General features: G+C 23.4%; 22 protein-coding genes. 15 read left to right on the top strand and 7 right to left on the bottom strand.

Annotated elements, in window-relative coordinates:
- On the top strand, positions 1-960 hold the full coding sequence (gene ygfZ, locus D9V60_RS02210) for a tRNA-modifying protein YgfZ (protein WP_158360715.1): 960 nt from the start codon (positions 1-3) through the stop codon (positions 958-960).
- Between the two features lie 103 nt (positions 961-1,063).
- The gene (gmk, locus tag D9V60_RS02205; RefSeq protein ID WP_158360714.1) at positions 1,064-1,687 is read left to right on the top strand and encodes a guanylate kinase; all 624 of its coding nucleotides are present in this window, start codon (positions 1,064-1,066) and stop codon (positions 1,685-1,687) included.
- A gap of 148 nt (positions 1,688-1,835) precedes the next feature.
- On the opposite strand, the gene typA is transcribed toward gmk, so the two are convergent.
- Positions 1,836-3,665, bottom strand: a complete 1,830-nt coding sequence (gene typA / locus D9V60_RS02200) for a translational GTPase TypA (protein WP_158360713.1) — start codon at positions 3,663-3,665, stop codon at positions 1,836-1,838.
- 174 nt (positions 3,666-3,839) lie between these two features.
- On the opposite strand from typA, the gene yihA reads away from it, so the two are divergent.
- Positions 3,840-4,445: a ribosome biogenesis GTP-binding protein YihA/YsxC gene (gene yihA, locus D9V60_RS02195; protein WP_158360712.1), complete on the top strand. Its 606-nt coding sequence runs from the start codon at positions 3,840-3,842 to the stop codon at positions 4,443-4,445.
- A gap of 22 nt (positions 4,446-4,467) precedes the next feature.
- Here the strand turns inward: yihA and D9V60_RS02190 are convergent, their stop codons facing one another.
- Both D9V60_RS02190 and D9V60_RS02185 read right to left on the bottom strand, forming a co-directional pair.
- Entirely contained in the window at positions 4,468-5,343 is an 876-nt protein-coding gene (locus tag D9V60_RS02190; protein WP_158360711.1) for a 5'-3' exonuclease, read from the bottom strand.
- A gap of 45 nt (positions 5,344-5,388) precedes the next feature.
- Positions 5,389-6,027 (bottom strand): DsbA family protein, encoded by a 639-nt coding sequence (locus tag D9V60_RS02185; RefSeq protein WP_158360710.1) that lies wholly within the window; start codon positions 6,025-6,027, stop codon positions 5,389-5,391.
- Between the two features lie 2,468 nt (positions 6,028-8,495).
- Between D9V60_RS02185 and D9V60_RS02180 the strand changes: the two genes are divergently transcribed.
- The 12 genes from D9V60_RS02180 (at position 8,496) to queD (ending at position 20,289) form a co-directional block, all read left to right on the top strand.
- Positions 8,496-10,310 (top strand): assimilatory sulfite reductase (NADPH) flavoprotein subunit, encoded by a 1,815-nt coding sequence (locus D9V60_RS02180; protein ID WP_158360709.1) that lies wholly within the window; start codon positions 8,496-8,498, stop codon positions 10,308-10,310.
- On the top strand, positions 10,310-12,013 hold the full coding sequence (gene cysI, locus D9V60_RS02175) for an assimilatory sulfite reductase (NADPH) hemoprotein subunit (RefSeq protein WP_158360708.1): 1,704 nt from the start codon (positions 10,310-10,312) through the stop codon (positions 12,011-12,013). Before D9V60_RS02180 ends, cysI begins: the two co-directional genes overlap by 1 nt.
- A 12-nt stretch (positions 12,014-12,025) precedes the next feature.
- Positions 12,026-12,766: a phosphoadenylyl-sulfate reductase gene (locus D9V60_RS02170; RefSeq protein ID WP_158360707.1), complete on the top strand. Its 741-nt coding sequence runs from the start codon at positions 12,026-12,028 to the stop codon at positions 12,764-12,766.
- A gap of 149 nt (positions 12,767-12,915) precedes the next feature.
- Positions 12,916-14,334, top strand: a complete 1,419-nt coding sequence (gene cysG, locus D9V60_RS02165; RefSeq protein ID WP_158360706.1) for a siroheme synthase CysG — start codon at positions 12,916-12,918, stop codon at positions 14,332-14,334.
- A gap of 9 nt (positions 14,335-14,343) precedes the next feature.
- Positions 14,344-15,252: a sulfate adenylyltransferase subunit CysD gene (gene cysD, locus D9V60_RS02160; protein WP_158360705.1), complete on the top strand. Its 909-nt coding sequence runs from the start codon at positions 14,344-14,346 to the stop codon at positions 15,250-15,252.
- A gap of 32 nt (positions 15,253-15,284) precedes the next feature.
- Complete coding sequence (cysN, locus tag D9V60_RS02155; protein WP_158360704.1) at positions 15,285-16,703, top strand: sulfate adenylyltransferase subunit CysN; 1,419 nt, start codon at positions 15,285-15,287, stop codon at positions 16,701-16,703.
- A gap of 19 nt (positions 16,704-16,722) precedes the next feature.
- Complete coding sequence (gene cysC / locus D9V60_RS02150; RefSeq protein WP_158360703.1) at positions 16,723-17,343, top strand: adenylyl-sulfate kinase; 621 nt, start codon at positions 16,723-16,725, stop codon at positions 17,341-17,343.
- Positions 17,344-17,383: 40 nt separating this feature from the next.
- The gene (locus tag D9V60_RS02145; RefSeq protein WP_158360702.1) at positions 17,384-17,584 is read left to right on the top strand and encodes a septum formation initiator family protein; all 201 of its coding nucleotides are present in this window, start codon (positions 17,384-17,386) and stop codon (positions 17,582-17,584) included.
- Between the two features lie 34 nt (positions 17,585-17,618).
- On the top strand, positions 17,619-18,329 hold the full coding sequence (gene ispD, locus D9V60_RS02140) for a 2-C-methyl-D-erythritol 4-phosphate cytidylyltransferase (protein ID WP_158360701.1): 711 nt from the start codon (positions 17,619-17,621) through the stop codon (positions 18,327-18,329).
- A gap of 19 nt (positions 18,330-18,348) precedes the next feature.
- Positions 18,349-18,843: a 2-C-methyl-D-erythritol 2,4-cyclodiphosphate synthase gene (ispF, locus tag D9V60_RS02135; protein WP_158360700.1), complete on the top strand. Its 495-nt coding sequence runs from the start codon at positions 18,349-18,351 to the stop codon at positions 18,841-18,843.
- A 696-nt stretch (positions 18,844-19,539) separates the two neighbouring features.
- Positions 19,540-19,890 (top strand): murein hydrolase activator EnvC family protein, encoded by a 351-nt coding sequence (locus tag D9V60_RS02125; RefSeq protein ID WP_158360699.1) that lies wholly within the window; start codon positions 19,540-19,542, stop codon positions 19,888-19,890.
- Positions 19,891-19,926: 36 nt separating this feature from the next.
- Positions 19,927-20,289, top strand: coding sequence for a 6-carboxytetrahydropterin synthase QueD (queD, locus tag D9V60_RS02120; protein ID WP_158360878.1), 363 nt, complete (start codon positions 19,927-19,929; stop codon positions 20,287-20,289).
- Positions 20,290-20,303: 14 nt separating this feature from the next.
- Here the strand turns inward: queD and queE are convergent, their stop codons facing one another.
- The 4 genes from queE to glnS all read right to left on the bottom strand — a co-directional run bounded on the left by queE (position 20,304) and on the right by glnS (position 25,842).
- Entirely contained in the window at positions 20,304-20,957 is a 654-nt protein-coding gene (gene queE, locus D9V60_RS02115; protein WP_158360698.1) for a 7-carboxy-7-deazaguanine synthase QueE, read from the bottom strand.
- Between the two features lie 90 nt (positions 20,958-21,047).
- Complete coding sequence (gene eno, locus D9V60_RS02110; protein ID WP_158360697.1) at positions 21,048-22,361, bottom strand: phosphopyruvate hydratase; 1,314 nt, start codon at positions 22,359-22,361, stop codon at positions 21,048-21,050.
- On the bottom strand, positions 22,354-24,018 hold the full coding sequence (locus tag D9V60_RS02105; RefSeq protein WP_158360696.1) for a CTP synthase: 1,665 nt from the start codon (positions 24,016-24,018) through the stop codon (positions 22,354-22,356). Before D9V60_RS02105 ends, eno begins: the two co-directional genes overlap by 8 nt.
- Before the next feature lie 123 nt (positions 24,019-24,141).
- Positions 24,142-25,842: a glutamine--tRNA ligase gene (gene glnS / locus D9V60_RS02100; RefSeq protein ID WP_158360695.1), complete on the bottom strand. Its 1,701-nt coding sequence runs from the start codon at positions 25,840-25,842 to the stop codon at positions 24,142-24,144.
- Positions 25,843-25,975 lie beyond the last annotated feature (133 nt).

The following is a 25,975-nucleotide window of genomic DNA, read 5'->3' as shown; positions in this document are numbered from 1 at the left end:
ATGTCGTTATTTAATTTTTCAGAAAATGCTATTTACTCATCTATTCAGTTACCTTTAGCGTTAATTTCTCTTGAAAAATGGTCTGTTATTTATATAGACGGTTCTGATAGTAAAAAATTTCTTCAAAATCAATTAACAATTGATATAAATGATCTTGAAAAAACACAACATAAAATATGTGCTTATTGTAATTTAAATGGAAAAGTTTATAGTACTATGTTGTTATTTCATTATAGAAAAGGATATGCTTGTATTATAAAAAAAAGTTTATTTGATTTACAAATCAAAGAATTTAAAAAATACATTATTTTTTTAAAAGTTAAAATACATCAATTAGATGATGTTTTTTTATTAGGTTTATCTGGAAAAGATGCTAGATTGTTTTTATCAAAACAATTTATAAATATACCAAATAATAGCACCCCTGTTGTTTCTCACAAAAAAACAACTATACTTTGGTTTTCAAATCCATGCGAACGATTTTTACTAGTTTTATCCTTGCAAGATTTTTTATTATTAAAACAAAAAATAAATGAAAAAATTGTATTAAACAATAGTAAACAATGGATATTGTTAGATATTGAAGCAGGTTATCCAATTATTGGAAAAACTATGTCGCAAAAATTTTTACCACAATCTATTAATTTAGATAAACTTCAAGCTATAAGCTTGAACAAAGGATGTTATTATGGACAAGAAATAATAGCTCAAGTTTTTTATAAAAATTTAAATAAACATTCATTGTATTTATTGTCAAGTAAGGGGTCAATAAACCCTAAAATTGGCTCTATTATTAAAGTAAAAATATTAAAAAAATGGTTTAGAATTGGTTATTTATTAGCAATAGTTCATCTTTATTCCAATGAAATTTGGATACAAGCGGTATTAAATAAATCTGTAAATATTAAAAATATTTTTAGAATTAGTGGGTTTAAAACTATTTTTTTAATTAAAAATTAACATTTTTTAAATATTTTTATTTTATAAAAATTATATTATATATATAATATTTTATATTAATAAAAATACTTGTTAAAAATTTAGAAAATACTTTTAAAAAATTATGTCACAAGGTATTCTTTTTATTATTTCAGCTCCAAGTGGAACAGGAAAATCTAGCTTAATTAAAGGATTATTAAAAACTAAATGTTTATACAACATTCAAGTTTCTATATCTCATACTACTAGAATCATGAGGCCTGGTGAATCTCATGGCAAACATTATTATTTTATATCTAAAAAAGAATTCAGAATTATGATTCAAAAAGAATCTTTTTTAGAATATGCTAAAGTATTTAATAACTACTATGGAACTTCACGTGCATTTATTGAAAAAATGTTAATGTCTGGTATTGATGTTTTTCTTGATATTGATTGGCAAGGAGCTAATCAAATTCGCTATAAAATACCTAATACAAAAAGTATTTTTTTACTGCCTCCATCTAAAGATGTTTTATATAAAAGATTACGAGATAGAGGTCAAGATAGTGATATAGTTATTTCGAAAAGAATGGAAAAAGCTGTAGATGAAATGAATCATTATTCAGAGTATGATTATTTAATTATTAATGATAATTTTGAGAAATCTATAAATGATTTAAAAACTATTATTATTGCTGAACATTTATGTTTATTTCATCAAAAAAAGAAACATAATATATTGATTTCTCAATTATTAAATAATTAATTTTATAAAAATGATTTATTTAAAAAACAATTTTTAGATTATTTTTACATTTTAATAATATAAATGTATTTTATTTTAAAATTATTTATATAATTCTATTGATAAAATAGAATTATATAATTAATAAAAATTTTTAAAATTTAATATTTTAATTAATTAAATTGTTTTTATTTCGATTAAATTTTTTTCGTTCGCTTTCTTTTAAATATCGTTTACGTAAACGTATTGAACTCGGTGTAATTTCTACTAATTCATCATCGTTAATAAATGATAATGCTTCCTCTAAACTAAATTTTTTATAAGTTGTTAAAACTATAGCTTCATCAGTTCCTGAAGCTCTCATATTAGTTAGTTTTTTTCCTGTTAAGCAATTTACAGTCAAGTCATTAGAGCGATTATGAAGCCCTATTATTTGACCTTCGTATACTTCAGCACCGTGTCCTAAAAATAATTTTCCTCTTTCTTGTAGATTAAATAACGCAAATCCTACAGCTATTCCTTGTCCATTTGAAATTAAAACACCATTTTTTCTTTGTCCAATTTCATTTTTTTGGTTTTTTTCATAATGACTAAAAGATGCGCAACATGTTCCAGTTCCTGAAGTTATACTCATAAATTCAGAACGAAACCCTATTAGTGCTCTACTTGATAAAATATATTCAAGACGTACTCTTTTATTTGGGTCTATGACCATATTTTTTAATTCACCTTTTCTTTCTCCTATAAATCGCATAATGTTTCCTTGATGTTTCTCTTCAATATCTAATGTTAAATATTCAAAAGGTTCTTGTATAATATCATTTATTTTCCTAAAAATAATTTTTGGACGAGATACTTGTAATTCAAATCCTTCACGTCGCATATTTTCAATTAATATAGATAAATGTAACTCACCTCGTCCAGATACGGAAAAAATATTAGCATCTTTTGTTTCTTTTATTTGTAAAGCAACGTTATGCATGGTTTCTTTTTTTAATCTTTCTAATATTTGACGAGATGTAATATATTTTCCTTCTTTTCCAGAAAAAGGAGATGTATTAACTGAAAAAAACATATTTACTGTAGGTTGATCAATATTTAATATTGGTAAAGGTTTTAAATTTTCTGGATGACAAATTGTATCAGAAATATTTAATTTATTGATACCTGTAATAGCAATGATATCGCCAGCTTCACCTTTATCTACTTCTATTCGTTTTATTCCAAAATAATTTAGCACCTTACTAATTTTTCCGTTTTTATGATTGCCTAAGTGATCAATGATAGTTACTAATTCATTATTTTTTATATGTCCTTGTTTGACTTTACCAACTCCAATTAATCCTAAATAATTATCATAATCAAGTTGTGAAATTTGCATTTGAAATTTTTCGTTTGGATTTACATTAGGAGCAGGTACATATTTAATAATCGCCTCATATAGAGGTGTCATATTTTTTTCTAATTTTAGATAATCAACGCCTGAAGTTCCTAAAATTGCAGAAGTATAAATAATAGGAAAATCAAGTTGCGAATCATTAGCATTAAGATTTACAAATAAATCAAATACTTGATCTACAACCCAATTAGGACGAGAATTCTTTCGATCAATTTTATTAATTACCACAATAGGATTAAGACCATATTTAAAAGCTTTTTGAGTAACAAATCGTGTTTGTGGCATTGGACCATCTAAAGCATCTACTACTAATAGAACTGAGTCTACCATAGACATTACTCGTTCTACTTCGCCTCCAAAATCCGCATGACCAGGTGTGTCTACAATATTTATTTTATATTCTTTCCATTTTATTGAAGTATTTTTAGATAATATTGTAATGCCTCGTTCTTTTTCTAAATCATTAGAATCCATAATACGTTCAGTTTTTTCTTCATGTTTTTTAAAAGTACCTGATTGCTGCAATAGCTGATCAACTAATGTGGTTTTTCCGTGGTCAACATGTGCTATAATTGCAATATTTCTTATTTTTTGATGCATTTTTTTTCCTTGAAAATTTTATTTTTAAAATATTTACATATAATTTAGATTTTTTGAATAAAGTATTAGAAAAGATTAAATTTTGAGGATAACTTTTAATACTAAAAATATATTTTTTAGTGTATAAATATAATGTTTTTAATAAATTTTAATTTTAAAAGTTAAGGTTAAATTTTGAGTATTATAAATTATAATAGAACTTTTTTTTTAAAAAGTGTTTCTAAAATTTCTGATATAAATATTGAATATGGTATTGAAATCGCTTTTATTGGATATTCTAATTCAGGAAAATCTAGCGCCATTAATTCTTTAACAAATCAAAAAAAATTAGCTAGATGTAGTAAAACACCTGGTTGTACTCAGTTAATTAATTTTTTTCAAGTTATTTCTAATTTTAGAATAGTTGATCTTCCTGGTTATGGTTACGCTAAATGTCCAATATCAATTAAATTAAAATGGGAAAAATTAATATATAGTTATTTAAGAAAAAGAAAACCTTTAAAAGGTTTAGTGTTTTTAATGGATATTAGACATCCTTTAAAAGTTTATGATCAATATATTATTAATATAGCCTTAGACCAGAACATACCTATTTTTGTACTATTAACTAAATGTGACAAGCTTACATTAAGCCAACAGAAAACACAATTTCAGATTGTGCATAAAAAGTTAAAAGTTTTTTTAGAAGAAATACATGTTGAATTATTTTCATCGTTTAAGAAAATAGGTGTTAAAAAATTGCAATCTCAATTAAGCATTTGGTATAGAGAAAATCTATAATTTTTAAATTAAAAATAACTTTTTATAAATATTTTTTTTGTTTAATATTATATTTTTCAATCATGCTAGATAATTTTTCAAAACATATTTTTTTTAAAATAATATCATTAGAATTTACATATATAGGAATATCTAATTTTATTTGAGCTAATTTATATGAAAGAAAAGCAATATTTTTATATGTTTTTAATTGATTTGAAACATTTTTAGCATTTCTTAAAGATAAAAGTTGCACTTTTTCAAGATTATTATAAATATTTTGAATATTTGAAAATTTTTGAAGTAAAAATAAAGCAGTTTTTATGCCTATTTTGGGAACTCCTGGAATATTGTCAGATTTGTCTCCCATAAGTGCTAAAAGATCAATAAATTCTTGAGGATAAATTCCATATTTTTCTTGTATTTTTTTTGGGGTGATAATTTCATTATTACTTATATTTAATATATTAATATTATTTGTTACAAGTTGTATCATGTCTTTATCATGACTTACTATTAATACTTGTTCTCCAGATTTCTCAACTTTATGCGCAAAACTGCCAATAATATCATCTGCTTCTATTCCAGGAATACTTAAAGTTTTAATGCCAATTTCTTTTAATATATGAAAAAGAGGTTGTATTTGAACATAAAGTGCGTTAGGCATTTTAGGTCTATTGTTTTTATATTCGGTAAATATTTTATTTCTAAAGGTTTTTTTAGATGAATCAAATATAATAATAATTTTTTTAGAATTATAGTATTTGACTAAAATATTTTTTATTGTTTTTAACATACCATATATAGCTCCATATGGATTTTCTTGATCGTTTTTAAAATATTGGAAAGTAAAATACGATCGATATAAATACAAAGTTCCATCTATTATAATTACCGGTTTCTTTTTTATATAATACATTTTTTTATCTTATTAGTTTTTAAGAATTTTATTAAAAATATAATTTTAATTTTTATTATTTATTAATAATAAAAATTTAATTAATTCTATATATTTTTTTGAAAAATTTTTTTTAAAAAGCATTTCTAATTGAGAATATTCAATTGTATATTTTCCATTTATTAATATAGCCGGAACATAACTTAATTGTGTTTTTTTTACATCATTATTATTTTTTTGAATTAATATCTTTATAACAAAGCTATTCCAAAATTGATTATATTTTTCTAGACTTATTCCTGTTTTTTCTAAAAATATACTTTTAATATTATCAATATTTTTTAGCGTATGAGTTTCTTGAATTCCTTTGAAAATAGGGATTATTATTTTTTCTTCAACACCCATTTGCTCTGCAATTATCCATATTTTTGTTAATGTTTTTCCGAGTTCTCCTCCTATAAAATTAACATGATATGTTTTTATACTTATATTTTTATTTATTTTTTTTCGTACTAAATTTCTAATATCATATGTTTTTTCAAGTTCATAACAATATGGGCACAAAAAAGAAAAAAATTGCATTATTTTAGGAGTATTAGAAATATATTTTTTTCTTATGTTGTATTCTTTCGTATTAGTAAATTCTAAAGCCAAAGTAGTATAAGAAAAAAATATACTACATAAAAAAATTAATATTTTTTTCATTTTTGATCCAAATTTATTTTTTAATTCTTAGAAAAATAAATATTATTTAAAAGAATTTATTTAAAAACAATATTTTTATATAATATTAAATAGTTTAACTTAATATTTTTTTTTAAATCAAGACGCATTTTAAATAATTTTAAGATTAATTAAATATCAAATAATGAAAAAATTACTTTATAAAAATAATATTCATATTCTAATGATAAAACAATGTTTTTATTAAAATCAAAATATCCTAATATGTGATTTTTTTAACAAATAGGTGGTTTTTATGAATTATTTTATGATAATACACAACGTATTTTTAAATTTTTAAAAATCACATTAATAAAAACGCTATTTAAATAAAAACATTATACCAAATAGTCAAAATTTTATTTTATATTGCAGAATGTTATCTTTCTAAGCTATGAAATTAAGAGAATCTATTACTTTGAACTATCAATCTTTGCGTTATTATAGATGAAGTTTTTGAAGATAATAAGATAATTTTATTAGATTAATTTAGAAAAAATAAATTTGAATATGCTATTTTGGATTTTTTTAGGTTTTTTAATTTTTTTAAATGTTAGATTGTAAGCTATTTGCTTTAAAAGATTAAGCATATGAATCCAAAAAAATTATTGTATCTAGATAATTTTAAGGGTTCTTAATTAATTTCAAAAAACCGTTGCTTATGCGGTTGTTTGATATCAAATTTTGATTTATATAGTTCGTATAAGTTATTAAATTTATAATTTAAAACGTTTATTTTAAGATTTAGTATTAAAAATTATTTATTATAGGTCTTAATGAATATTTATTAAAGCGCATTAAATTAATACATGTGTATCTTTTTCCTTACATTAAGAAATAAAACTTAATTATATAAAAAATAATATTTTTATAAAATTCAGTGTTCGTAAAAGTTTTAAAATTATTTAAAATATTTTAGAGAAAATCATAATGCTTTATTTTATGTATTAAATAAAGCAGTAACATTTATAGTTAAAAGATTCCTAAATAGATGGTTAATATATCCATTAAAAATTATAAATTAGTTAAGAATAGTTAAAAAATGATTAGATTTTTTAAAAGTCATCTTATGAAGAAAATCAAAGTATTATATACTAAATTAGTGAATTAGAAAAATATGTTTAAGATTAATTGTACACGCTGATTTACCTAGATATTTTACAAAATTTCGTTCAATAATTAAAAATAATTTCTCATTTACATATAAAACTAAAAATAAACTGTAAAAACATTGAAAAATTACATTTAAAAATTGGAAATTTAAGTACAATAAAAATATTTTTAAAAAAATCTATTAATATAAAAGTTTCTATGTCTCTTCAAGGGTGAAATGTAGTAGTATATTTTTATAATAAAGAATTTGATAATTTAAGTTTTTCAAAAGAAAATTCGAAAAATTATTTACAAAATTTTTAAATTGAAGATAAAAATTAATAATTGAATCATTCAAAGTAGATTATAATAATATTTATTATTGAGTACTATTTAAGTTTTCAAACGTCGTGCTGTATTAATTTCAAATTATTATATTAAAATATAAAATTTAAAAAATATAAACGTTAATAATATTTTATTACTAAAATAGTATGAATAAAAAGTTATTCATTTAAAATTTTAATATTCACTTTTACAAAAAGATTATATTTAAAACTATTTAATATTATCAAACTGTTTTTTATTTTAAATAAAAATATTTTTTTATTAGATAGTTAGTATTCTTTTTATAAACATTATTTAATGAATCTGTTTTATAAAAACTATATTTTATTGTTTCTAAATAAACGAATTTTACTTATTTTTAGAATTAATATAATTGGTAAAAGCAACTTATATGAAACAAGTAGATTATTATCGCAACAATGTCATATATAGGTAGTTTTATTTTTTCGAAATATATTTTTATTAACTCAAATTGATAAGATTTTATAATGATTTAATTTTTTTCAGTTTAGTTTTAATTGATGATCTGGTATAAATTTATGCATCTAATAATAACAAATTCATTTTAGTTTAAACAGGTTCTAATTACCTTATTTCTAAAAATAAATCTATGGTGTTATTTTTAAATTATTTGTGGAACTTAAAAAATTAGAATTATTTTATAAATATATACAAAATATTTATTTTTATATCATCGAATATCAAAATAATATAGTTTTTATATCAAATTGAACATGGAATATCAAACAAACTATTTGTGTTAGTACCTTCATTATCTAGAATTCCAATATGAAGTAATAAAAACATAAATAAAATTAATTGAATAAAAAAGTAAATAGATTATTATTTTATATTTTCTAATATATTAAACAATAATAAATAATATAATTTTATTTTTTATATACAAATTTTGATTTTTTTATTAGTAGCTAAAAATTAATAATTTCTGTAAATTATATTAAATTAGTTATATTTAATTTTAATTTAATGAAATTTAGGTATTTAGTATAATGAATAATAAAAATCCTTTTGATTCTATGTTTCCATTAAGCTTAGAGCAAATAGATCTTTTAAAAAAATTTGAAAAAAATTGCTCTAATATTCAATTTGCTTGGCTTTCGGGTTATTTTTGGCATTTATCTAATCAAGATTATTCTAATTTTAAAAAAAATAAAAATATTTTATCTTCAGAGCAAAAAAAAATAGATAGCCCAACTATTACAATTATATCAGCTTCTCAAACTGGTAATGCGCGATCACTTGCAGAACGTCTTAACAAATATTTAAATGATAATAATAAACAAAGTTATTTAATTAGTGCTTCTGATTATAATTTTAAAAAAATAAAAGATGAAAAATTTTTAATATTAATAATTTCTACTCAAGGTGAAGGCGAGCCTCCTGAAGAAGCTTTGTCTTTATATAAATTTATTATGTCAAAAAGAGCTCCTAAATTAAATGATCTTAAATACAGTGTTTTTTCATTAGGAGATAGTTCTTATGATTTATTTTGTCAAGCTGGAAAAGATTTTGATAAAAGATTTAATGAATTAGGAGGCAAAAAACTACTTAATCGATTAGATGTTGATATTGAATATGAAGATGATTATATTAAATGGTCTAAAGAATTATTAGTATTAATTAATAAAATAGATATATCCTGTTCTACGTCTAACTTTTCAAAAAAAGATTTTTTTTCTGATAATATTAATATATATACGAAATATAATCCTGCTACAGCAACTATATTAACTAATCAAAAAATTACTGGTCGAAATTCAATTAAAGATGTTCGTCATATTGAGTTAAATATTAGTGATTTAAATCTTAAATACACACCTGGTGATGCACTTGGTGTATGGTATCAAAATAGTGAAGATTTAGTAAAAAAGATATTAAAATTATTATCTATAAATACATCTGATATAATTAAAATTAAAAATAAAAATATAAATATTTCTGATGCTTTAAAAAATCATTTTGAGTTAACTAATAATACTAAGAATCTTGTAAAGAAATATGCTGATATTACAAAAAATAAATTTTTAAAAGAAATAATATTGAATGATGAAGAATTATCAAATTATGTAAAAAATACTCCTTTAGTTAATATGATTAGTGATTATCCTAAAAAAATTTCTTCTCAAGCATTTATTGATATTTTACGTCCTTTAACTCCTAGATTATATTCTATCTCTTCATCTCAATCCGAAACTAATGATGAAGTTCACATTACAGTTGGTGTTGTTAAAAAAATTATATCTAATTGTTTACATTTAGGCGGAGCATCAGGTTATTTATCAGAGTTATTAAATATTAATGATCCAGTAAAAATTTTTATTGAGAAAAATAATAATTTTCGATTACCGAAAAATACAAAAACACCAATTATTATGATTGGATCAGGAACTGGTATAGCTCCATATCGATCATTTATGCAACAACGAGACAATGATGGTGCTACTGGGAAAAATTGGATTTTTTTTGGTAATCCTAATTTTACTGAAGACTTCTTATATCAAATAGAATGGCAAAACTATTTAAAAAACGGGCTTCTTACTAAAATGACTTTAGCATGGTCAAGAGATCAAGAAAAAAAAATATATATACAAGATAAAATAAGAGAAAATGGACAAGAAATATGGGATTGGATAGAAGAAAATGCACACATATATATATGTGGAAATGCTTCTAAAATGGCAAAAGATGTTGAAGAAGCTTTATTATGTATTATAAGCAAAAATGGAAATATGAGTATAGAAAATTCAAATGAATTTTTAAATAATTTACGTTTAAATAAACGTTATCAAAGGGATGTATATTAATGACAAAAAATTTTAATAAATCGTCTTTGACTCTTACTAAAGAAGAACATATTAAAGAAAATAGCAACTATCTTCGAGGAACTATTTCTGATGATTTAAAAAATGAAATTACTAATGGTTTTACTGGAGATAATTTTTCGCTAATTCGATTTCATGGTATGTATCAACAAGATGATCGCGATCTTCGTATAGAACGTAATGAACAAAAGTTAGAACCTCGTCATGCTATGATGCTACGCTGTAGATTACCTGGTGGAGTTATATCGTCTGAACAATGGTTAAAAATTGATTCATTTGTTAGCAAAAATACATTATATAAAACTATTCGATTAACTAATCGTCAAACTTTTCAAATACATGGTATTTTAAAAAAAAACTTAAAAAATATTCATCAAATATTGCATAAAATAGGTTTAGATTCTTTAGGCACTGCAAACGATGTTAATAGAAATGTGCTTTGTACATCTGATCCTATGGAGTCTAAAATTCATCAAGAATGTTATGAGTGGGCTCAAAAAATTTCTAATCATTTATTACCTCATACGAAAGCATACGCAGAAATTTGGTTAGATCAAAAAAAAGTTTTTAGTACTGATCATGAACCTATTCTTGGGAAAACGTATCTACCAAGAAAATTTAAAACAACAGTGGTTATACCTCCTCATAATGATGTAGATTTATATGCAAATGACATGAATTTTATAGCTATTATAGAAAATAAGAAAGTAATAGGTTTTAATGTATTAATAGGAGGAGGATTATCAATTACTCATGGAAATAAACAAACTTGGCCTTTTCTTGCATTAGAATTAGGTTATATTACTCTTGATAAAACTTTATCCGTTGCTCAAGCTATAGTTACAATACAACGAGATTGGGGTAATCGTACTAATCGTAAAAATGCAAAAACTAGATATACTATACAAAATGTAGGTTTAAAAATATTTAAAAAAGAAGTTGAAAAAAGAGCAAATATAACTTTTGAACCGATTCGTTCTTATTTATTTACCACTAGAGGAGATTCAATAGGATGGAAAAAAGATATTAATAACAATTGGAGTTTAACGATATTTGTAGAGAATGGACGTATATGTGATAATAATAATCAATTATTAAAATCAGGATTGCTTAAAATTGCAACTGTTCATAAAGGTAATTTTAGATTAACATCCAATCAAAATATAATTATTTCAGAAATATCAAATGAAAATAAAAATAAAATTGAAAATATTGCTATATCTTATGGATTAATTAAAACAAATAGCAAATTACGTGAAAATTCTATGGCTTGTGTTTCTTTTCCAACTTGTCCTTTAGCAATGGCAGAAGCAGAACGTATGTTGCCTGTTTTTATTACTAAAGTAGAAAATATCATGTTAAAATATAGCATGGAAAAAGAAATAATTATTTTACGTGTCTCAGGATGTCCAAATGGTTGTGGAAGATCTTTATTATCTGAAGTTGGTTTAATTGGGAAATCTATAGGTAGATATAATTTATATATAGGTGGTAACAGAATAGGTACTAGAATTCCGAAAATATACAAAGAAAATATTACAGAAAAAGAAATTTTAGTACATTTAGAATTTTTAATAAAAGATTGGTCTATTTATCGGAAAGAAAATGAACATTTTGGCGACTTTATTATTAGAAAAAAAATTGTGAAAGAAGTAATCAATCCTATTCATGACTTTTGGAATTAACAGTGAGAAAAAATGTCTTATTTTGATTATAAAAATATAAATATTCTAGATTTGACAAAAAAAAAAGAACTTTTATCTGAATGTAATATGCTAATATCAAAGTATTCAGCTGAAGAGCGTATATCTTGGGCTTTAAGGAAGCTACCTGGTATACATGTAATGTCATCTAGTTTTGGGGTTCAATCAATTGTATTATTGCATCTTATAGTCAAACAAGAACCTAATATTCCAATTATATTAATTGACACCGGATATTTATTTCCTCAAACATATCATTTTATTGATACAATTAAAAAAAAATTAAATTTAAATTTAAAAATTTTTCGATCAGAAATATCGCCAGCATGGCAAGAAGCAAGATATGGAAAATTATGGGAACAAGGGTTAAAAGGGATTGATTTATATAATAAAATAAACAAAATAGAACCAATGAATTTAGCTTTAAAAACATTATCAGTACAAACATGGTTCGCCGGACTACGTCATCAGCAATCTCAAAGTAGAAGTAATTTACCATATATTTCTATTCAAAAAGGAGTATTTAAAATACTTCCAATCTTAGATTGGTCTAATCATGAAATTTACCAATATATAAAAAATAACAATTTAGATAATCATCCTTTAATAAAAGAAGGTTATATATCTGTAGGAGACGTTCATACTACTAAGAAACATACACCTGGCATGCTTGAAGAAGAAACACGTTTTTTTGGTTTAAAACGTGAATGCGGACTACATAATACTAAAGAATAAAATTTAAAATATTTAAATTTTACACATTAATATTTCAATTACTTTTGATAAGTATTTATGAAATATTAATGTTAGTAATTTAAATTATTCAGTTAATTCTTGTTTTTAAAAATTTATATAAATTTTTTATTATATTTTATGGGTTTAACGTGGATTATCTACCTATTTTTTTAGATTTAAAACATAAAAACGTATTAGTAGTAGGCGCTGGCGATATTGCTTTAAATAAAATTAAATTATTATTACGTTCTAATGCCATTATTAATATTATTGCAAAAAATATATGTTCAGAAATTAAATGTTTATTAGCTCAAAACAAAGTATTTTGGATTTCTCAGGAATTTAAAATAGTTTATTTAGAAAATATTTTTTTAGTGATAGCAGCTACTAATAATACTCAATTAAATCAAATAATTTTTGAAGAATGCAATAAATTAAAAATATTAGTCAATGTAGTAGATGATCAATCAAAATGCTCTTTTATTTTTCCTTCTATTATCGATCGTTCTCCTATAGTAGTGGCTATTTCATCAAGCGGAAAAGCGCCAGTTTTACTTCGTTTATTACGTGAAAAAATTGAAGCACTATTGCCAACAAGATTAGGTGATATTGCTAATATTGCTGGAAAATGGAGAAAAATAGTTAAAAAAAAATTTGTTAATTTTTTAGAAAGAAAACGTTTTTGGGAAAAGTTATTTAGTAGTATTTTTGTTCAACATATTATTAATGGTAGAGAGAAACAAGCAATTTCTACTATAGAAAAAATGATTAAAAAACCGAATATATTAATAGGAGAAGTTATTTTAGTTGGCGCCGGTCCTGGAAATAGTGATTTGTTAACTTTAAGAGCATTGCAAGTATTGCAAGAAGCGGATGTGGTTTTGTATGATAATTTAGTTTCTCAAGATGTATTAAATCTTATTCGTAGAGATGCAAAATGTATTTATGTTGGAAAACGTGCTGGATTAAAAAGTATTACTCAAAAAAAAATTATCAAGTTATTGATTTTTTTAGCTAAACAAGGCAAAAGAGTAGTTCGTTTAAAAGGAGGAGATGCTTTTATATTTGGTCGAGGAGGTGAAGAATTAGAAGCTGCAAAAAATGCAAATATTAATGTTCAAGTTATTCCTGGTATTACAGCTGGGATTGGTGTTTCTGCTTATGCTGGTATACCATTAACACACCGTGATTACGCTCAAGGAGTGATATTTATTACGGGGCATAAATGTATAAATAATATTTCAAACAATTGGTCTATTTTATCTGATCCTTCTTATACTTTAGTGGTTTATATGGGAAGTTTAAAAGCTTTAGAAATTTCTCAACAACTGATTTTACACGGTCGTTTAAAATCTACTCCAATAGCGATTATTAGTCAAGGTACTACTATAAATCAAAAAGTAATTATAGGACGTTTAGATGAAATTGATAAAATATTTAAACTTACTGTAGGTCCAACTTTACTAATTATTGGGCAAGTAGTTCTGTTGCATAAAAAACTAGAATGGTTTAAAAATCTTACTAATTTTAACAATATTGAGACTGCCTCTTCAATAATAAACGTATAAGGAAATATAATGTTTAAAAAGAACACTACTCATCTACGTCAATTAGAATCAGAAAGTATTTATATAATGAGAGAAGTGATGGCGGAGTTTGAAAATCCTGTCATGCTTTATTCTATTGGTAAAGATTCTTCTGTTATGTTGCATCTTGCAAAAAAATCTTTTTATCCTGGACGTGTTCCCTTTCCACTATTGCATGTAGATACTGGTTGGAAATTTAAAGAAATGTATACTTTTAGAGATCATGTTGCTAAAAATGATAAATTAGAATTAATTGTACATTACAACATTCAAGGAAAATTATTAGGTCTTGATCCTTTTAAAGATAATAATTCAAAATATACTGATGTAATGAAAACGGAAGGATTAAAAGAAGCAATAAATAAATATAAGTTTGATGCAGCATTTGGCGGAGCTAGAAGAGATGAGGAAAAATCTCGTTCTAAAGAACGAATTTATTCATTTCGTGATTCCTTTCATCAATGGGATCCAAAAAAACAACGCCCAGAATTATGGTGGAATTATAATAGTCAAATAAATAAAGGAGAAAATATTCGTGTTTTTCCATTATCAAATTGGACTGAACTAGATATTTGGCAATATATTTTTTTAGAACAAATTGAAATTGTTCCTTTATATTTTGCTGCTATACGCCCGGTTTTAGAAAGAAATGGTGTTCTTTTAGTCATTAACGATGATCGTATTAATATCAATAAAAATGAAAAAATTACTTATAAAATGGTTCGATTTAGAACATTAGGTTGTTGGCCTTTAACTAGCGCTATTGAATCAACCGCTCAAACTCTTGAAGATGTTATTAAAGAAACACTAATAACTAAAACTAGTGAGCGAACAGGCCGATCCATTGATTATGATCAAAAAAATTCAATGGAATTTAAAAAAAGACAAGGTTATTTTTAAAAATACGCTTAATATAGGTTAAATCTAAAAAAATGAATACTAATGTTAATACAAAAAACATCGATTTTTATAATCATTTTCAAAATTGGATATATTTAAATGAAAAAAAGACTTTATTAAAATTTTTAACATGTGGCAGTGTAGATGATGGAAAAAGCACGTTAATTGGGCGCTTATTGCATGATACTAAGCAGATTTATGATGATCAATTGTCTTCTTTAAAAAAAGATAGTAAACGTCATGGAACACAAGGGGAAAATATTGATCTTGCTCTTATAGTTGACGGATTACAATCAGAACGCGAACAGGGTATTACAATTGATGTAGCATATCGTTATTTTTCAACTGATAAACGAAAATTTATTATAGCAGATACACCAGGTCACGAACAGTATACACGTAATATGGTTACAGGAGCTTCTACTTGTGATTTATCTATTATTTTAATTGATGCAAAAAAAGGATTGTCAGAACAAACTTATCGACATAGTTTTATATCTGCTTTACTTGGAATAAAATATTTAGTAGTTGCAGTAAATAAAATGGATTTAGTTGATTATAATGAAGCAATTTTTTTAAATATAAAAAAAAATTTTCTTTTATTTTCCGAAAAACTTCCTAAAAATTTAAAAATTTTTTTTGTTCCTATATCTGCATTAACAGGTGAAAATATTGTTTTCTCAAATCAATTAATGACGTGGTATAAAAGTAGTACATTATTAAATCTTTTAGAAACAATTGAAATTGAAGATAATATCAATTCAAAAGAAATGCGATTTCCAGTTCAATATGTAAATAGACCAAATTCAAATTTTCGTGGTTATTCAGGTACTTTGTTTTCTGGAACAATTCAAGTAGGTCAATTAATAAAAATATTACCTATTGATATTACTTCATGTGTTTCTCGAATTTTAATATTTAATAAAGATTTAAAAATAGCACATGTTGGGCAAGCAATTACAATAGTTTTAAAAGATGAAATAGATATCAGTCGTGGTGATTTTTTTGTAAATGTTAATTCTGATTTAGCACCGTCTCAAGAAGCTATTGTTGATATTGTTTGGATGTCTGATGATCCTTTAAAAATAGGTAAATCATACAATGTAAAACTATCAGGTAAAAAAACACGTGCTTATATTAAAGAAATTTTATTTAAAATGAATATTAACACTTTAGTTGAAAATAAATCTAATTCATTAGAATTAAATAGTATTGGTAGAGTTAAAGTTATATTTAGTGAAGCTATGTTATTTGATGATTATAAAAAAAATAAATTTACAGGCAATTTAATTTTTATTGATTTTTTAAAAAACACCACGGTTGGAGCAGGTATGATAAATAAATCTTTAAAAAATAAAAATATTATTTTTAAAAATAGTGTAAAAGATTTTGAATCAGATTTATATAATTTAATTCTAAAACATTTTCCACATTGGAAGATAAAAAAATAAAGTGTAGGTTTTTATTAAAATGAACAGTAACTTTAAAAAAAATATTATTTTTCAAAAATATGAAGTAACTCGTATAAAACGAGAAAATAAAAATCATTATAAATCTAAAGTGATATGGTTTACAGGACTATCAGGATCAGGAAAATCCACTATTTCTAATATTTTAGAAAAAATATTATTTAAAAATAATATTAATACTTATGTATTAGATGGGGATAATATTAGATCTGGATTATGTTCAGATTTAACTTTTTGCGCTGTTGATCGCGATGAAAATATTCGACGTATTTCGGAAGTTGCTAAATTAATGTTAGATGCAGGTATTATGGTTTTAGTTTCTGTTATTTCTCCGTATAAAAAACAAAGATTAATGGCTTCTAATATTTTAGGAAAAAACAATTTTTTAGAAGTTTTTGTTGATACTCCTCTTAATATATGTGAAAAACGTGATTCTAAAGGGTTATATAAAAAATCTCGTTGTAATGAAATATCAGATTTTACTGGTGTAGATTCTTTATATGAAGCTCCAGAAACACCTGATATTCATTTAGATGGTACAATTTCTATAAAAGAAAATATTAAAAAATTAATAAAAAAATTATATGAAAATAATGTTATATTTTTTTCTACATATTCATAAATTATTTTAATACTAAAATAAAATTATTTAGAGTCATTATATGGGAATATTGAAAGTATTTTTATTTTTGTTGTTTTTTTGGTTGCAATATTCTCTTTGGGTTGGAAAAAACGGTATCTTAGATTATATAAAAATTTATAAAAAAATTATAATTCAAAAAAAAATAAATCAAGATCTTGAAATAAAAAATAACAAATTACTACTAGAAATTCAAGAGTTAAATAATAAAATTAAAGATTAAAATTATATTTTAAATACATAATGTTAGGTATAAAATGATATTTCGGAATAGTTTACAACCCAAAATTGTAGCTGTTGTTCCGGCTGCAGGAATCGGTAAAAGAATGTTATTAGATATTCCAAAGCAATATATAAAAATTAAAAATCGTACTATTCTTGAATATACTCTAATGAGATTGTTATCACATCCTAGTATAGTTCGTATTATTGTAAGTTTACATAAAAAAGATAAATATTTTCATAAATTGTCTATAGCATCTAATATACGAGTTACATCTGTAATTGGTGGTAAAAAAAGAATTCATTCAGTTTTATCAGGATTAATTGTACCAACAAATGCAAATTGGGTCATAGTTCATGATGCTGTTCGGCCTTGTTTAAGCTATACAGATTTAGAAAAATTAATTGCTATTGTTAAAAAAAGTAAAATAGGTGGTATTTTAGCTCGACCAACATCTGATACTATTAAATATATTGTTCATAAAACTAAAAGAATATCACACACTATTTCTCGTGAAAAATTATGGCATGCTTTAACTCCTCAATTATTTCCAATAAATTTACTACGATTTTGTTTAGAAAAAATTATTCGCGATGATATTGATATCACAGATGAATCTTCAGCTTTAGAATACTGTGGATATAGTCCGTTAATAGTTTTAGGAAGCTATAAAAATATTAAAATTACTTTTCCTGAAGATCTTATTTTTGCTAAAATTTATCTTAAAGAATTATTTAATACTTAAAATAAGGTATATTAACAATATGAGAATTGGATATGGTTTTGATTTGCATGCGTTTGGCAGTTCAAAACCATTAGTTATTGGAGGAGTAAATATCCCTAATCATCAAGGGTTAATTGCTCACTCTAATGGTGATGTATTAATACACTCTTTAATAGATGCATTATTAGGAGCTTTAGCATTAGGAGATATTGGAACTTTTTTCCCAAGTACAAGAAAAAAATATAAAAATATTGATAGCAGAATTTTATTAAAAATCATTTGGAAAAAAATTTGCTTAAAAAATTATTATATATCTAACATAGATAGTACTATTATTGCTGAAACTCCTAAGATGTTATCTTATATTTTTTTAATGAGATCGAATTTAGCAATTGATTTAAATACTAAAATAGATAATATTAGTATTAAATCCACAAGCTCAAAAGAAATAGGTTGTATTGGAAGAAAAGAAGGGATTGCGTGTCAATCTATTGTAATGTTATTAAAATATAAAAATAAAATTTATTTAAAATAATTTTATTAAATATAATATTTTTAGTAATATTGATTATATTAATAAATGGTGTAATTTAATGCAATTTAATTTTTTTGGAAAAAAGTTATTTTTATCAATATTTATATTATTTTTTTATAATAACTATATATTTGCAAACAATTTATTTAAAAAACAAGAAAATATCTCTTTAAATTGCAAAAAGTTTTTATACATTAAAAATAATTTAAAAAAAAAAATATAAAAACAGAATGTTTTTCATTTTTAAAAAAAAATAAAAAATTTTCTAAAAAATACTCAGTTATTATTAAAAATAAAAATTATATTGGTTTTTTAAAAGATAATATTTTTAGTATATTTTATGTTGTTAAAAAAAACGATACTTTATATTCTATCTCAAAACGCCTTCATTATAATTTTAGTCAATTATTAAAATATAATAATTTTCGTAAGCCTGATAAAATATTTATCGGTCAAAAAATATTAGTAAATAACATTTCAATAATTGATACTAAAAAAATAAACTATACTATTTATAGTGATAAATATAAAAAACATGTTTTATATACAAGTTTTTTTAATAAAAAATTAAATATTGAAAATATTTTTAATAAAAACAAACTATTAACTGAAATATGTTTTATTTATAACAAAAACTATAATGAAGAAAAAAATGTTTTTTCTGAACGTTGGTATTGGCCTTTAAAAAATTCAAATATGAAATTTTTTTATAATTATTCTATTAAAAACGATGGTATTGAAATATCAGGTACTCAAGGACAATCTATTTTTGCATCTTCTAAGGGGAAAGTGGTTTATATTGGTGATATTTTTAAAATTTATGGAAAATTAATTATTATTAAACATGATAATAATTATTTAAGTATATATGGATTTAACAAAAATATTTTTGTAAAATTAAACGATCAGGTATATGAAAATCAAAAAATATCTACTATGGGATATTCTAATAATAATTTAGCAAAATTGTATTTTGAAATAAGGTTTCAAGGAAATCCGATTAACTTATTAAATCTTTTTCCTAATATAAGATTAAAAAAATATTAAAAACTTAATTAATTTTTATAAGATATATAAAAAATGATTCATACTACTATATTTAAAGATTTTCAATTTGAAGCAGCACATTATTTACCAAACCTTCCTAAAGAGCACAAATGTAATAGATTACATGGTCATTCTTTTTTTGTTCGATTAGAGATTAAAGGAGAAGTTAAAAAAGATAAAGGTTGGATAATGGATTACAATGATATAAAATTGTTGTTTCAACCTATTTATGATCAGTTGGATCATTATTTACTTAATGACATTTCAGGATTAGAAAATCCTACTAGTGAAGTTTTAGCAAAATGGATCTGGGATCGTTTAAAACCTAATTTATTAGCATTAAGTGCTGTTATGATTAAAGAAACATGCACTTCTGGATGTATTTATAAAGAAATTTAAAAAATAATAAAATTTTATTGAATATTAATATATTTATGCAATTGTACTGATAATTTCCAATTCTTTTTCATACAGATATTCATACATATATTTAATGCTTTTTTATTTTGACTAATAGGCTGCAAATAAATAATACGTTTTTTTTTATCTTTTATGTTTGATAAAATATCATATACATATAATAAATCTTCTTTTTTTAAAATAGGGAATTTTATTTCATTAGAACGTATTATAGATTCATTTAATGGTCTTATGTTTTTTTTTGGAGAAAGAGTCACCCAAGTATTTAAAGAACATATAATATTTTTTATACCACTAGTTTCTATTTGACATTGATAACCTTTTTTTTCTAATATTTTTGTTATATATAAAAGATTATATAAACATGGTTCACCTCCGCTAATAACTACATGTTTAGCAGTCCATTTTTTTAATGTTTCTAATATATCGTTTATAGTTAAATAGCTCCATTTCTTACTAACTTGGTTTTTATTTATTACTTCTTTTATAGAAACGTTTTCTTTATCAGAACAAACCCATGTATATTTAGTATCGCACCAATGACAGTGCACTGGACATCCTTGTAATCGAATAAAAATTGATGGTGTACCAGTATAATAACCTTCACCTTGTATGGTTTGAAAAATTTCGTTAATTGGATAATGCATTATATTAATATCCGTAAATTAATTACTGAGGTTGAATTTAATGAGAAACAGGTATATTGATTATAAAATACCTGATTCTCTTTAAAAATTTTATAATCTTGAAAAAGATGATTTTACTTCTTTTAAACCATAAAAAGGAGCATTTTTTATACCTAAATTTTCTTCAATTCTAATAAGTTGATTGTATTTTGCTGTTCTATCAGAACGACATATAGATCCTGTTTTAATTTGCCCAGATGCTGTTCCTACTGCTAAATCAGCTATTGTAGCATCTTCAGTTTCACCAGAGCGATGAGAAATAATAGTGCTATAATTAGCTTCTTTTGCAATTTTGATAGTGTTAATTGTTTCAGTTAACGTTCCAATTTGATTTAATTTTATTAAAATAGCATTTCCAATTTCTTTTTTAATTCCTTTTTTTAAAAGTTCCGGGTTTGTAGCAAAAAGATCATCTCCTACTAATTGAATAGTATTTCCTAATATTTTTGTTTGATATATAAATCCTTCCCAATCAGATTCGCTTTGACCATCTTCAATCGAAATAATAGGATATCTATTACATAATTTTTTTAAATAATGAGTTAATTCCATTGAATTAAATTTTATTTTTTCTCCTTTAAATTGATATTTTTTGTTATTTATATCATATAATTCAGAAGCTGCGCAATCTATAGCTAACGTAATATCTTTACCTAGCTTATATTTAGTTCTATTTATTGCATCTTGAATTAAATTTAAAGCTTCTTCATTAGATTGTAAATTAGGAGCGTATCCACCTTCATCACCTACTGTTGTACTGATACCTTTATCTCTAAGTAAACTTCCTAATGAATGAAATATTTCTGATCCCATGCGTATTGCTTCTTTAATTGATTTTGCACTAATAGGTTGTATCATAAATTCTTGCAGATCAATATTATTATTTGCATGTGCTCCACCATTAATAATGTTAATCATTGGAAGAGGCATTGAAAAAATACCTGATGAATTATTTAATTCTGCTATATATTGATATAATGGAATTCGCTTTGAAGATGCAGCTGCTTTTGCTACACTTAAGGATATAGATAAAATTGAGTTAGAACCTAATTTAGATTTGTTTTTAGTACCATCTAGATTTATCATAATTTGATCAATATGATTTTGATCATAAGCGTTTTTATTTATTAAAGCATGACGAATATTATTATTAATTAATTCAACTGATTTAAGTACACCTTTTCCCATAAAACGATTTTTATCTTCGTCACGTAACTCTAATGCTTCTAAAGATCCAGTAGAAGCACCAGAAGGTACTGATGCCAAACCAATAGATCCATCTTCAAGATGAACTTCGGCTTCTACTGTAGGATTTCCTCGAGAATCTAAAATTTCACGACCTATTATATTTATTATTTTAGTCATTTTTTACCTTTATATATTTATTAGTTTTATTTTTATATTGTTCTGCTGATTTAATAAATCCTATAAATAATGGATGTCCATCCCGTGGTGTAGAAGTGAACTCAGGATGAAATTGACAACCAAGAAACCATGGATGATTTGATATTTCTATAATCTCAACTACATTGTTGTTTTTCGATCGTCCCGTAATTTTAAATCCAAATTTTTCAATTTTTTTTAATAAAATATTATTTACTTCATAGCGATGCCGATGTCTTTCTAAGATAATATCTTTTTTATATAGTTTCCTAGATAAACTGTTATGACTTAATTTACAAGGTTGACTACCCAGTCTCATCGTCCCTCCTAAATTAGAATTTTTTCTTTTTTTATTATTAACAATATATTTTATATTTTGGTTTTGTTTTTTAATTAATTGAATCAGAGGAAATTTACATTTAGGATCGAATTCTGTAGAATTAGCATCTTTAATCCCTATTACATTTTGTGCAAATTCTATGATGGCTATTTGCATGCCTAAACATATTCCAAAATATGGAATGTTGTTTTCTCGAGCATATTTTACTGATAATATTTTTCCCGTTACACCACGATCTCCAAAGCCTCCAGGTATTAAAATACCATTAAGATTTTTCAAAGATTGAAAATTTTTATTTTCTATTTCTTGAGAATTAATTAGTTTTATATTAACTTTGATTTTATTTTTTAGTCCTGCATGTTTTAGTGCTTCTATCACGGACTTATATGCATCAGGTAATTTGACGTACTTACCAATAATACCAACAACAATGGTGTCCTTAGAATTTTTTTCTTCATAAATAACTTTTTCCCATTCCGTTAAATTAGCTTCAGGAACGTTTAATTTAAAATATTTACAAATATAATTATCTAATTTTTGATCTTTTAATAATTTTGGAATCGTATATATTGAATCAACATCTTTCAAAGATATAACAGCATTAACTGGAACATTACAAAAAAGTGCTATTTTCTTTCTTTCATTGATTGGTATATTTTTTTGGGATCGACAGATTAAAATATCTGGTTGTATTCCAATAGATAACAACTCTTTAACAGAATGCTGTGTTGGTTTAGTTTTAATTTCTCCAGCTGTTTCAATATAAGGCACGAGAGTTAAATGTATATAAATTACATTTTTTCGACCAATATCAACTGCTATTTGTCGAATTGCTTCTAAAAATGGTAAAGATTCAATATCTCCAACTGTTCCACCTATTTCTACAAGGATAACATCACTTTTTTTAGAACATAATATAATTCTTTCTTTGATAGCATTAGTAATATGAGGTATTACTTGAATAGTAGCACCTAAATAATCCCCTCTTCTTTCTTTCTTTAATACTTCTGAATAAATACTTCCTGTTGTAAAATTATTTAAACATGTCATTTTTGTTCGAATAAATCGTTCATAGTGTCCTAAATCTAAATCAGTTTCAGCTCCATCTTCAGTTACAAATACTTCTCCATGTTGAATAGGGCTCATAGTGCCTGGATCAACATTAATATATGGATCCAATTTCATAATAGTTATTTTAAGATCTCTTGCTTCTAATATAGCCCCTAAAGAAGCTGCTGCAATACCTTTTCCTAAAGAAGAAACAACACCACCAGTGATGAAAATATAATTTTTAGTCATGCTAAATATAAAACATTAGTTAAAATAGATAAGTAATTTAAAGATTAAAATCTTTAATTGAATTGTATTAATAAGCAAAATTAGTTTGTTAATTAAATTGTATATATAATTTTAAAAATTATATTAATTATTTTTTTTATTCCATGTATCTCGTAAACTAACAGTTCTATTAAAAATTAATTTATTTTTTTTTGAATCAACTAAATCTATACAAAAATATCCAATTCTTTCAAATTGAAAAAATAAATTTATATTTTTTATTTTAATATCATTAATCTTTTTTTGTATTTCTTGACTTATTTTTTTTTCAATAAAACCATTTTTAATAATCATTGAATTAGGATTTAAAAAAGATAAAAAATTTTTTTCTTGTTCTGGATTATGTATATTAAATAACTTTTCATATAATCTAAATTCTGATGAAAATGAATTTTTTACTGAAATCCAATGTATTACTGCTGGGTTTTTTTTATTATTCGATTTTTTTCCTAATGTATTAAGATCACAAAAGCATATTATTTGTATAATTTTTCCATTTTTATCTTTTTCTATTTTTTCTGCTTTAATTATATATGAATATCTTAAACGTATTTCTTCGCCAATTTTTAATCTTTTATAATTTTTTTCATATTTTTCTTTAAAATCTTCTTTTTCAATATATATTGTATTAGTAAAAATAATTTCATGAGTACCTAATTCTGGTTTTTTAGGATGATTTGGAACAGTAAGTACTTCTTCATATTTATCGTCAAGGTTATATAAATACAATTTTATTGGTTCTAAAATAGCCATAGTACGTATAGCTTTTTCATTTAATTCGTTTCTAATACAATATTCTAACATAGAAAACTCTATTAAATTATTTTGTTTAGTGACACCAATTTTTTCACAAAATTTTCGAATAGAAGACGCTGTATATCCTTTTCTTCTTAATCCAGAAATAGTTTGTATTCTAGGATCATCCCAACTATTGACTATTTTTTTTTCAATAAGTGTTTTTATTTTTCTTTTTGATAAAATTGAATATTTTAAATTTAATCTGGCAAATTCATATTGTTTAGGGCGATTTAAAACGCTAGTATTTTTTAAAATCCAATCGTATAAACGTTTGTTATCTTGAAATTCTAAAGTACAAAAAGAATGCGTAATACCTTCTATTGAATCAGAAATGCAATGAGCAAAATCATACATAGGATAGATACACCATTGATCTTTTGTTTGATGATGTTCAGTATAAATAATACGATATAATACAGGATCGCGCATTATAATATATGAAGAACTCATATCAATTTTAGCACGTAAACAAGCTTCTCCTTCATTAAAACGTCCTTTTTTCATATCTTTAAATAATTTTAAATTTTCTTCAATATTTCTATTTCTATAAGGACTATTTTTTCCAGAAGTAATTAATGTTCCTCTATATTCGCGTATTTGTTCTTTTGTTAATTGATCTACGTATGCTAAACCTTTTTTAATTAATTCTTTTGCATATTTATATAGTTGTGGAAAGTAATCTGAAGAATAATAAATTTTTTTATTCCATTTATAACCGAGCCATTTAATATCATTTTTAATTGAATGAATATATTTAATATTTTCTTCAAGAGGATTGGTGTCATCAAAACGAAGATTACAATATCCATTGTATAAATTTGCAAGTTCAAAATTTAAGCATATTGATTTAGCATGACCAATATGTAGATAGCCATTTGGTTCTGGAGGGAAACGAGTATGTAATAACGAAAATTTATTGTTTTTTAAATCTTCTTTAATAATATTATAAATAAAATTATTACTATATTTTTCAATTTTATTTTTCATTTTTTCCTTCAATTTAATTTATTTGAGAATATGTCAAAAACATAAAGATTTTTTATTAAAAAGTATTTTTTTAAATTAATAATTATATTGATAATCTATTTTATTTATTATAGAATAAAAAAAATAATTAATT

It is taken from the genome of Buchnera aphidicola (Aphis craccivora) (genome assembly GCF_005082145.1).
GTDB classification, from domain to species: Bacteria; Pseudomonadota; Gammaproteobacteria; order Enterobacterales; family Enterobacteriaceae; genus Buchnera; species Buchnera aphidicola_U.
This window is presented reverse-complemented; position numbering and strand designations above follow the sequence as displayed.

Bases quoted from the DNA above. Each gene is read 5' to 3' on its own strand.
- ygfZ (WP_158360715.1), top strand. From the start codon at position 1: ATGTCGTTATTTAATTTTTCAGAAAATGCTATTTACTCATCTATTCAG.
- gmk (WP_158360714.1), top strand. From the start codon at position 1,064: ATGTCACAAGGTATTCTTTTTATTATTTCAGCTCCAAGTGGAACAGGA.
- typA (WP_158360713.1), bottom strand. From the start codon at position 3,665: ATGCATCAAAAAATAAGAAATATTGCAATTATAGCACATGTTGACCAC.
- D9V60_RS02190 (WP_158360711.1), bottom strand. From the start codon at position 5,343: ATGTATTATATAAAAAAGAAACCGGTAATTATAATAGATGGAACTTTG.
- D9V60_RS02185 (WP_158360710.1), bottom strand. From the start codon at position 6,027: ATGAAAAAAATATTAATTTTTTTATGTAGTATATTTTTTTCTTATACT.
- D9V60_RS02180 (WP_158360709.1), top strand. From the start codon at position 8,496: ATGAATAATAAAAATCCTTTTGATTCTATGTTTCCATTAAGCTTAGAG.
- cysI (WP_158360708.1), top strand. From the start codon at position 10,310: ATGACAAAAAATTTTAATAAATCGTCTTTGACTCTTACTAAAGAAGAA.
- D9V60_RS02170 (WP_158360707.1), top strand. From the start codon at position 12,026: ATGTCTTATTTTGATTATAAAAATATAAATATTCTAGATTTGACAAAA.
- cysD (WP_158360705.1), top strand. From the start codon at position 14,344: ATGTTTAAAAAGAACACTACTCATCTACGTCAATTAGAATCAGAAAGT.
- cysN (WP_158360704.1), top strand. From the start codon at position 15,285: ATGAATACTAATGTTAATACAAAAAACATCGATTTTTATAATCATTTT.
- cysC (WP_158360703.1), top strand. From the start codon at position 16,723: ATGAACAGTAACTTTAAAAAAAATATTATTTTTCAAAAATATGAAGTA.
- D9V60_RS02145 (WP_158360702.1), top strand. From the start codon at position 17,384: ATGGGAATATTGAAAGTATTTTTATTTTTGTTGTTTTTTTGGTTGCAA.
- ispD (WP_158360701.1), top strand. From the start codon at position 17,619: ATGATATTTCGGAATAGTTTACAACCCAAAATTGTAGCTGTTGTTCCG.
- ispF (WP_158360700.1), top strand. From the start codon at position 18,349: ATGAGAATTGGATATGGTTTTGATTTGCATGCGTTTGGCAGTTCAAAA.
- D9V60_RS02125 (WP_158360699.1), top strand. From the start codon at position 19,540: ATGAAATTTTTTTATAATTATTCTATTAAAAACGATGGTATTGAAATA.
- queE (WP_158360698.1), bottom strand. From the start codon at position 20,957: ATGCATTATCCAATTAACGAAATTTTTCAAACCATACAAGGTGAAGGT.
- eno (WP_158360697.1), bottom strand. From the start codon at position 22,361: ATGACTAAAATAATAAATATAATAGGTCGTGAAATTTTAGATTCTCGA.
- D9V60_RS02105 (WP_158360696.1), bottom strand. From the start codon at position 24,018: ATGACTAAAAATTATATTTTCATCACTGGTGGTGTTGTTTCTTCTTTA.
- glnS (WP_158360695.1), bottom strand. From the start codon at position 25,842: ATGAAAAATAAAATTGAAAAATATAGTAATAATTTTATTTATAATATT.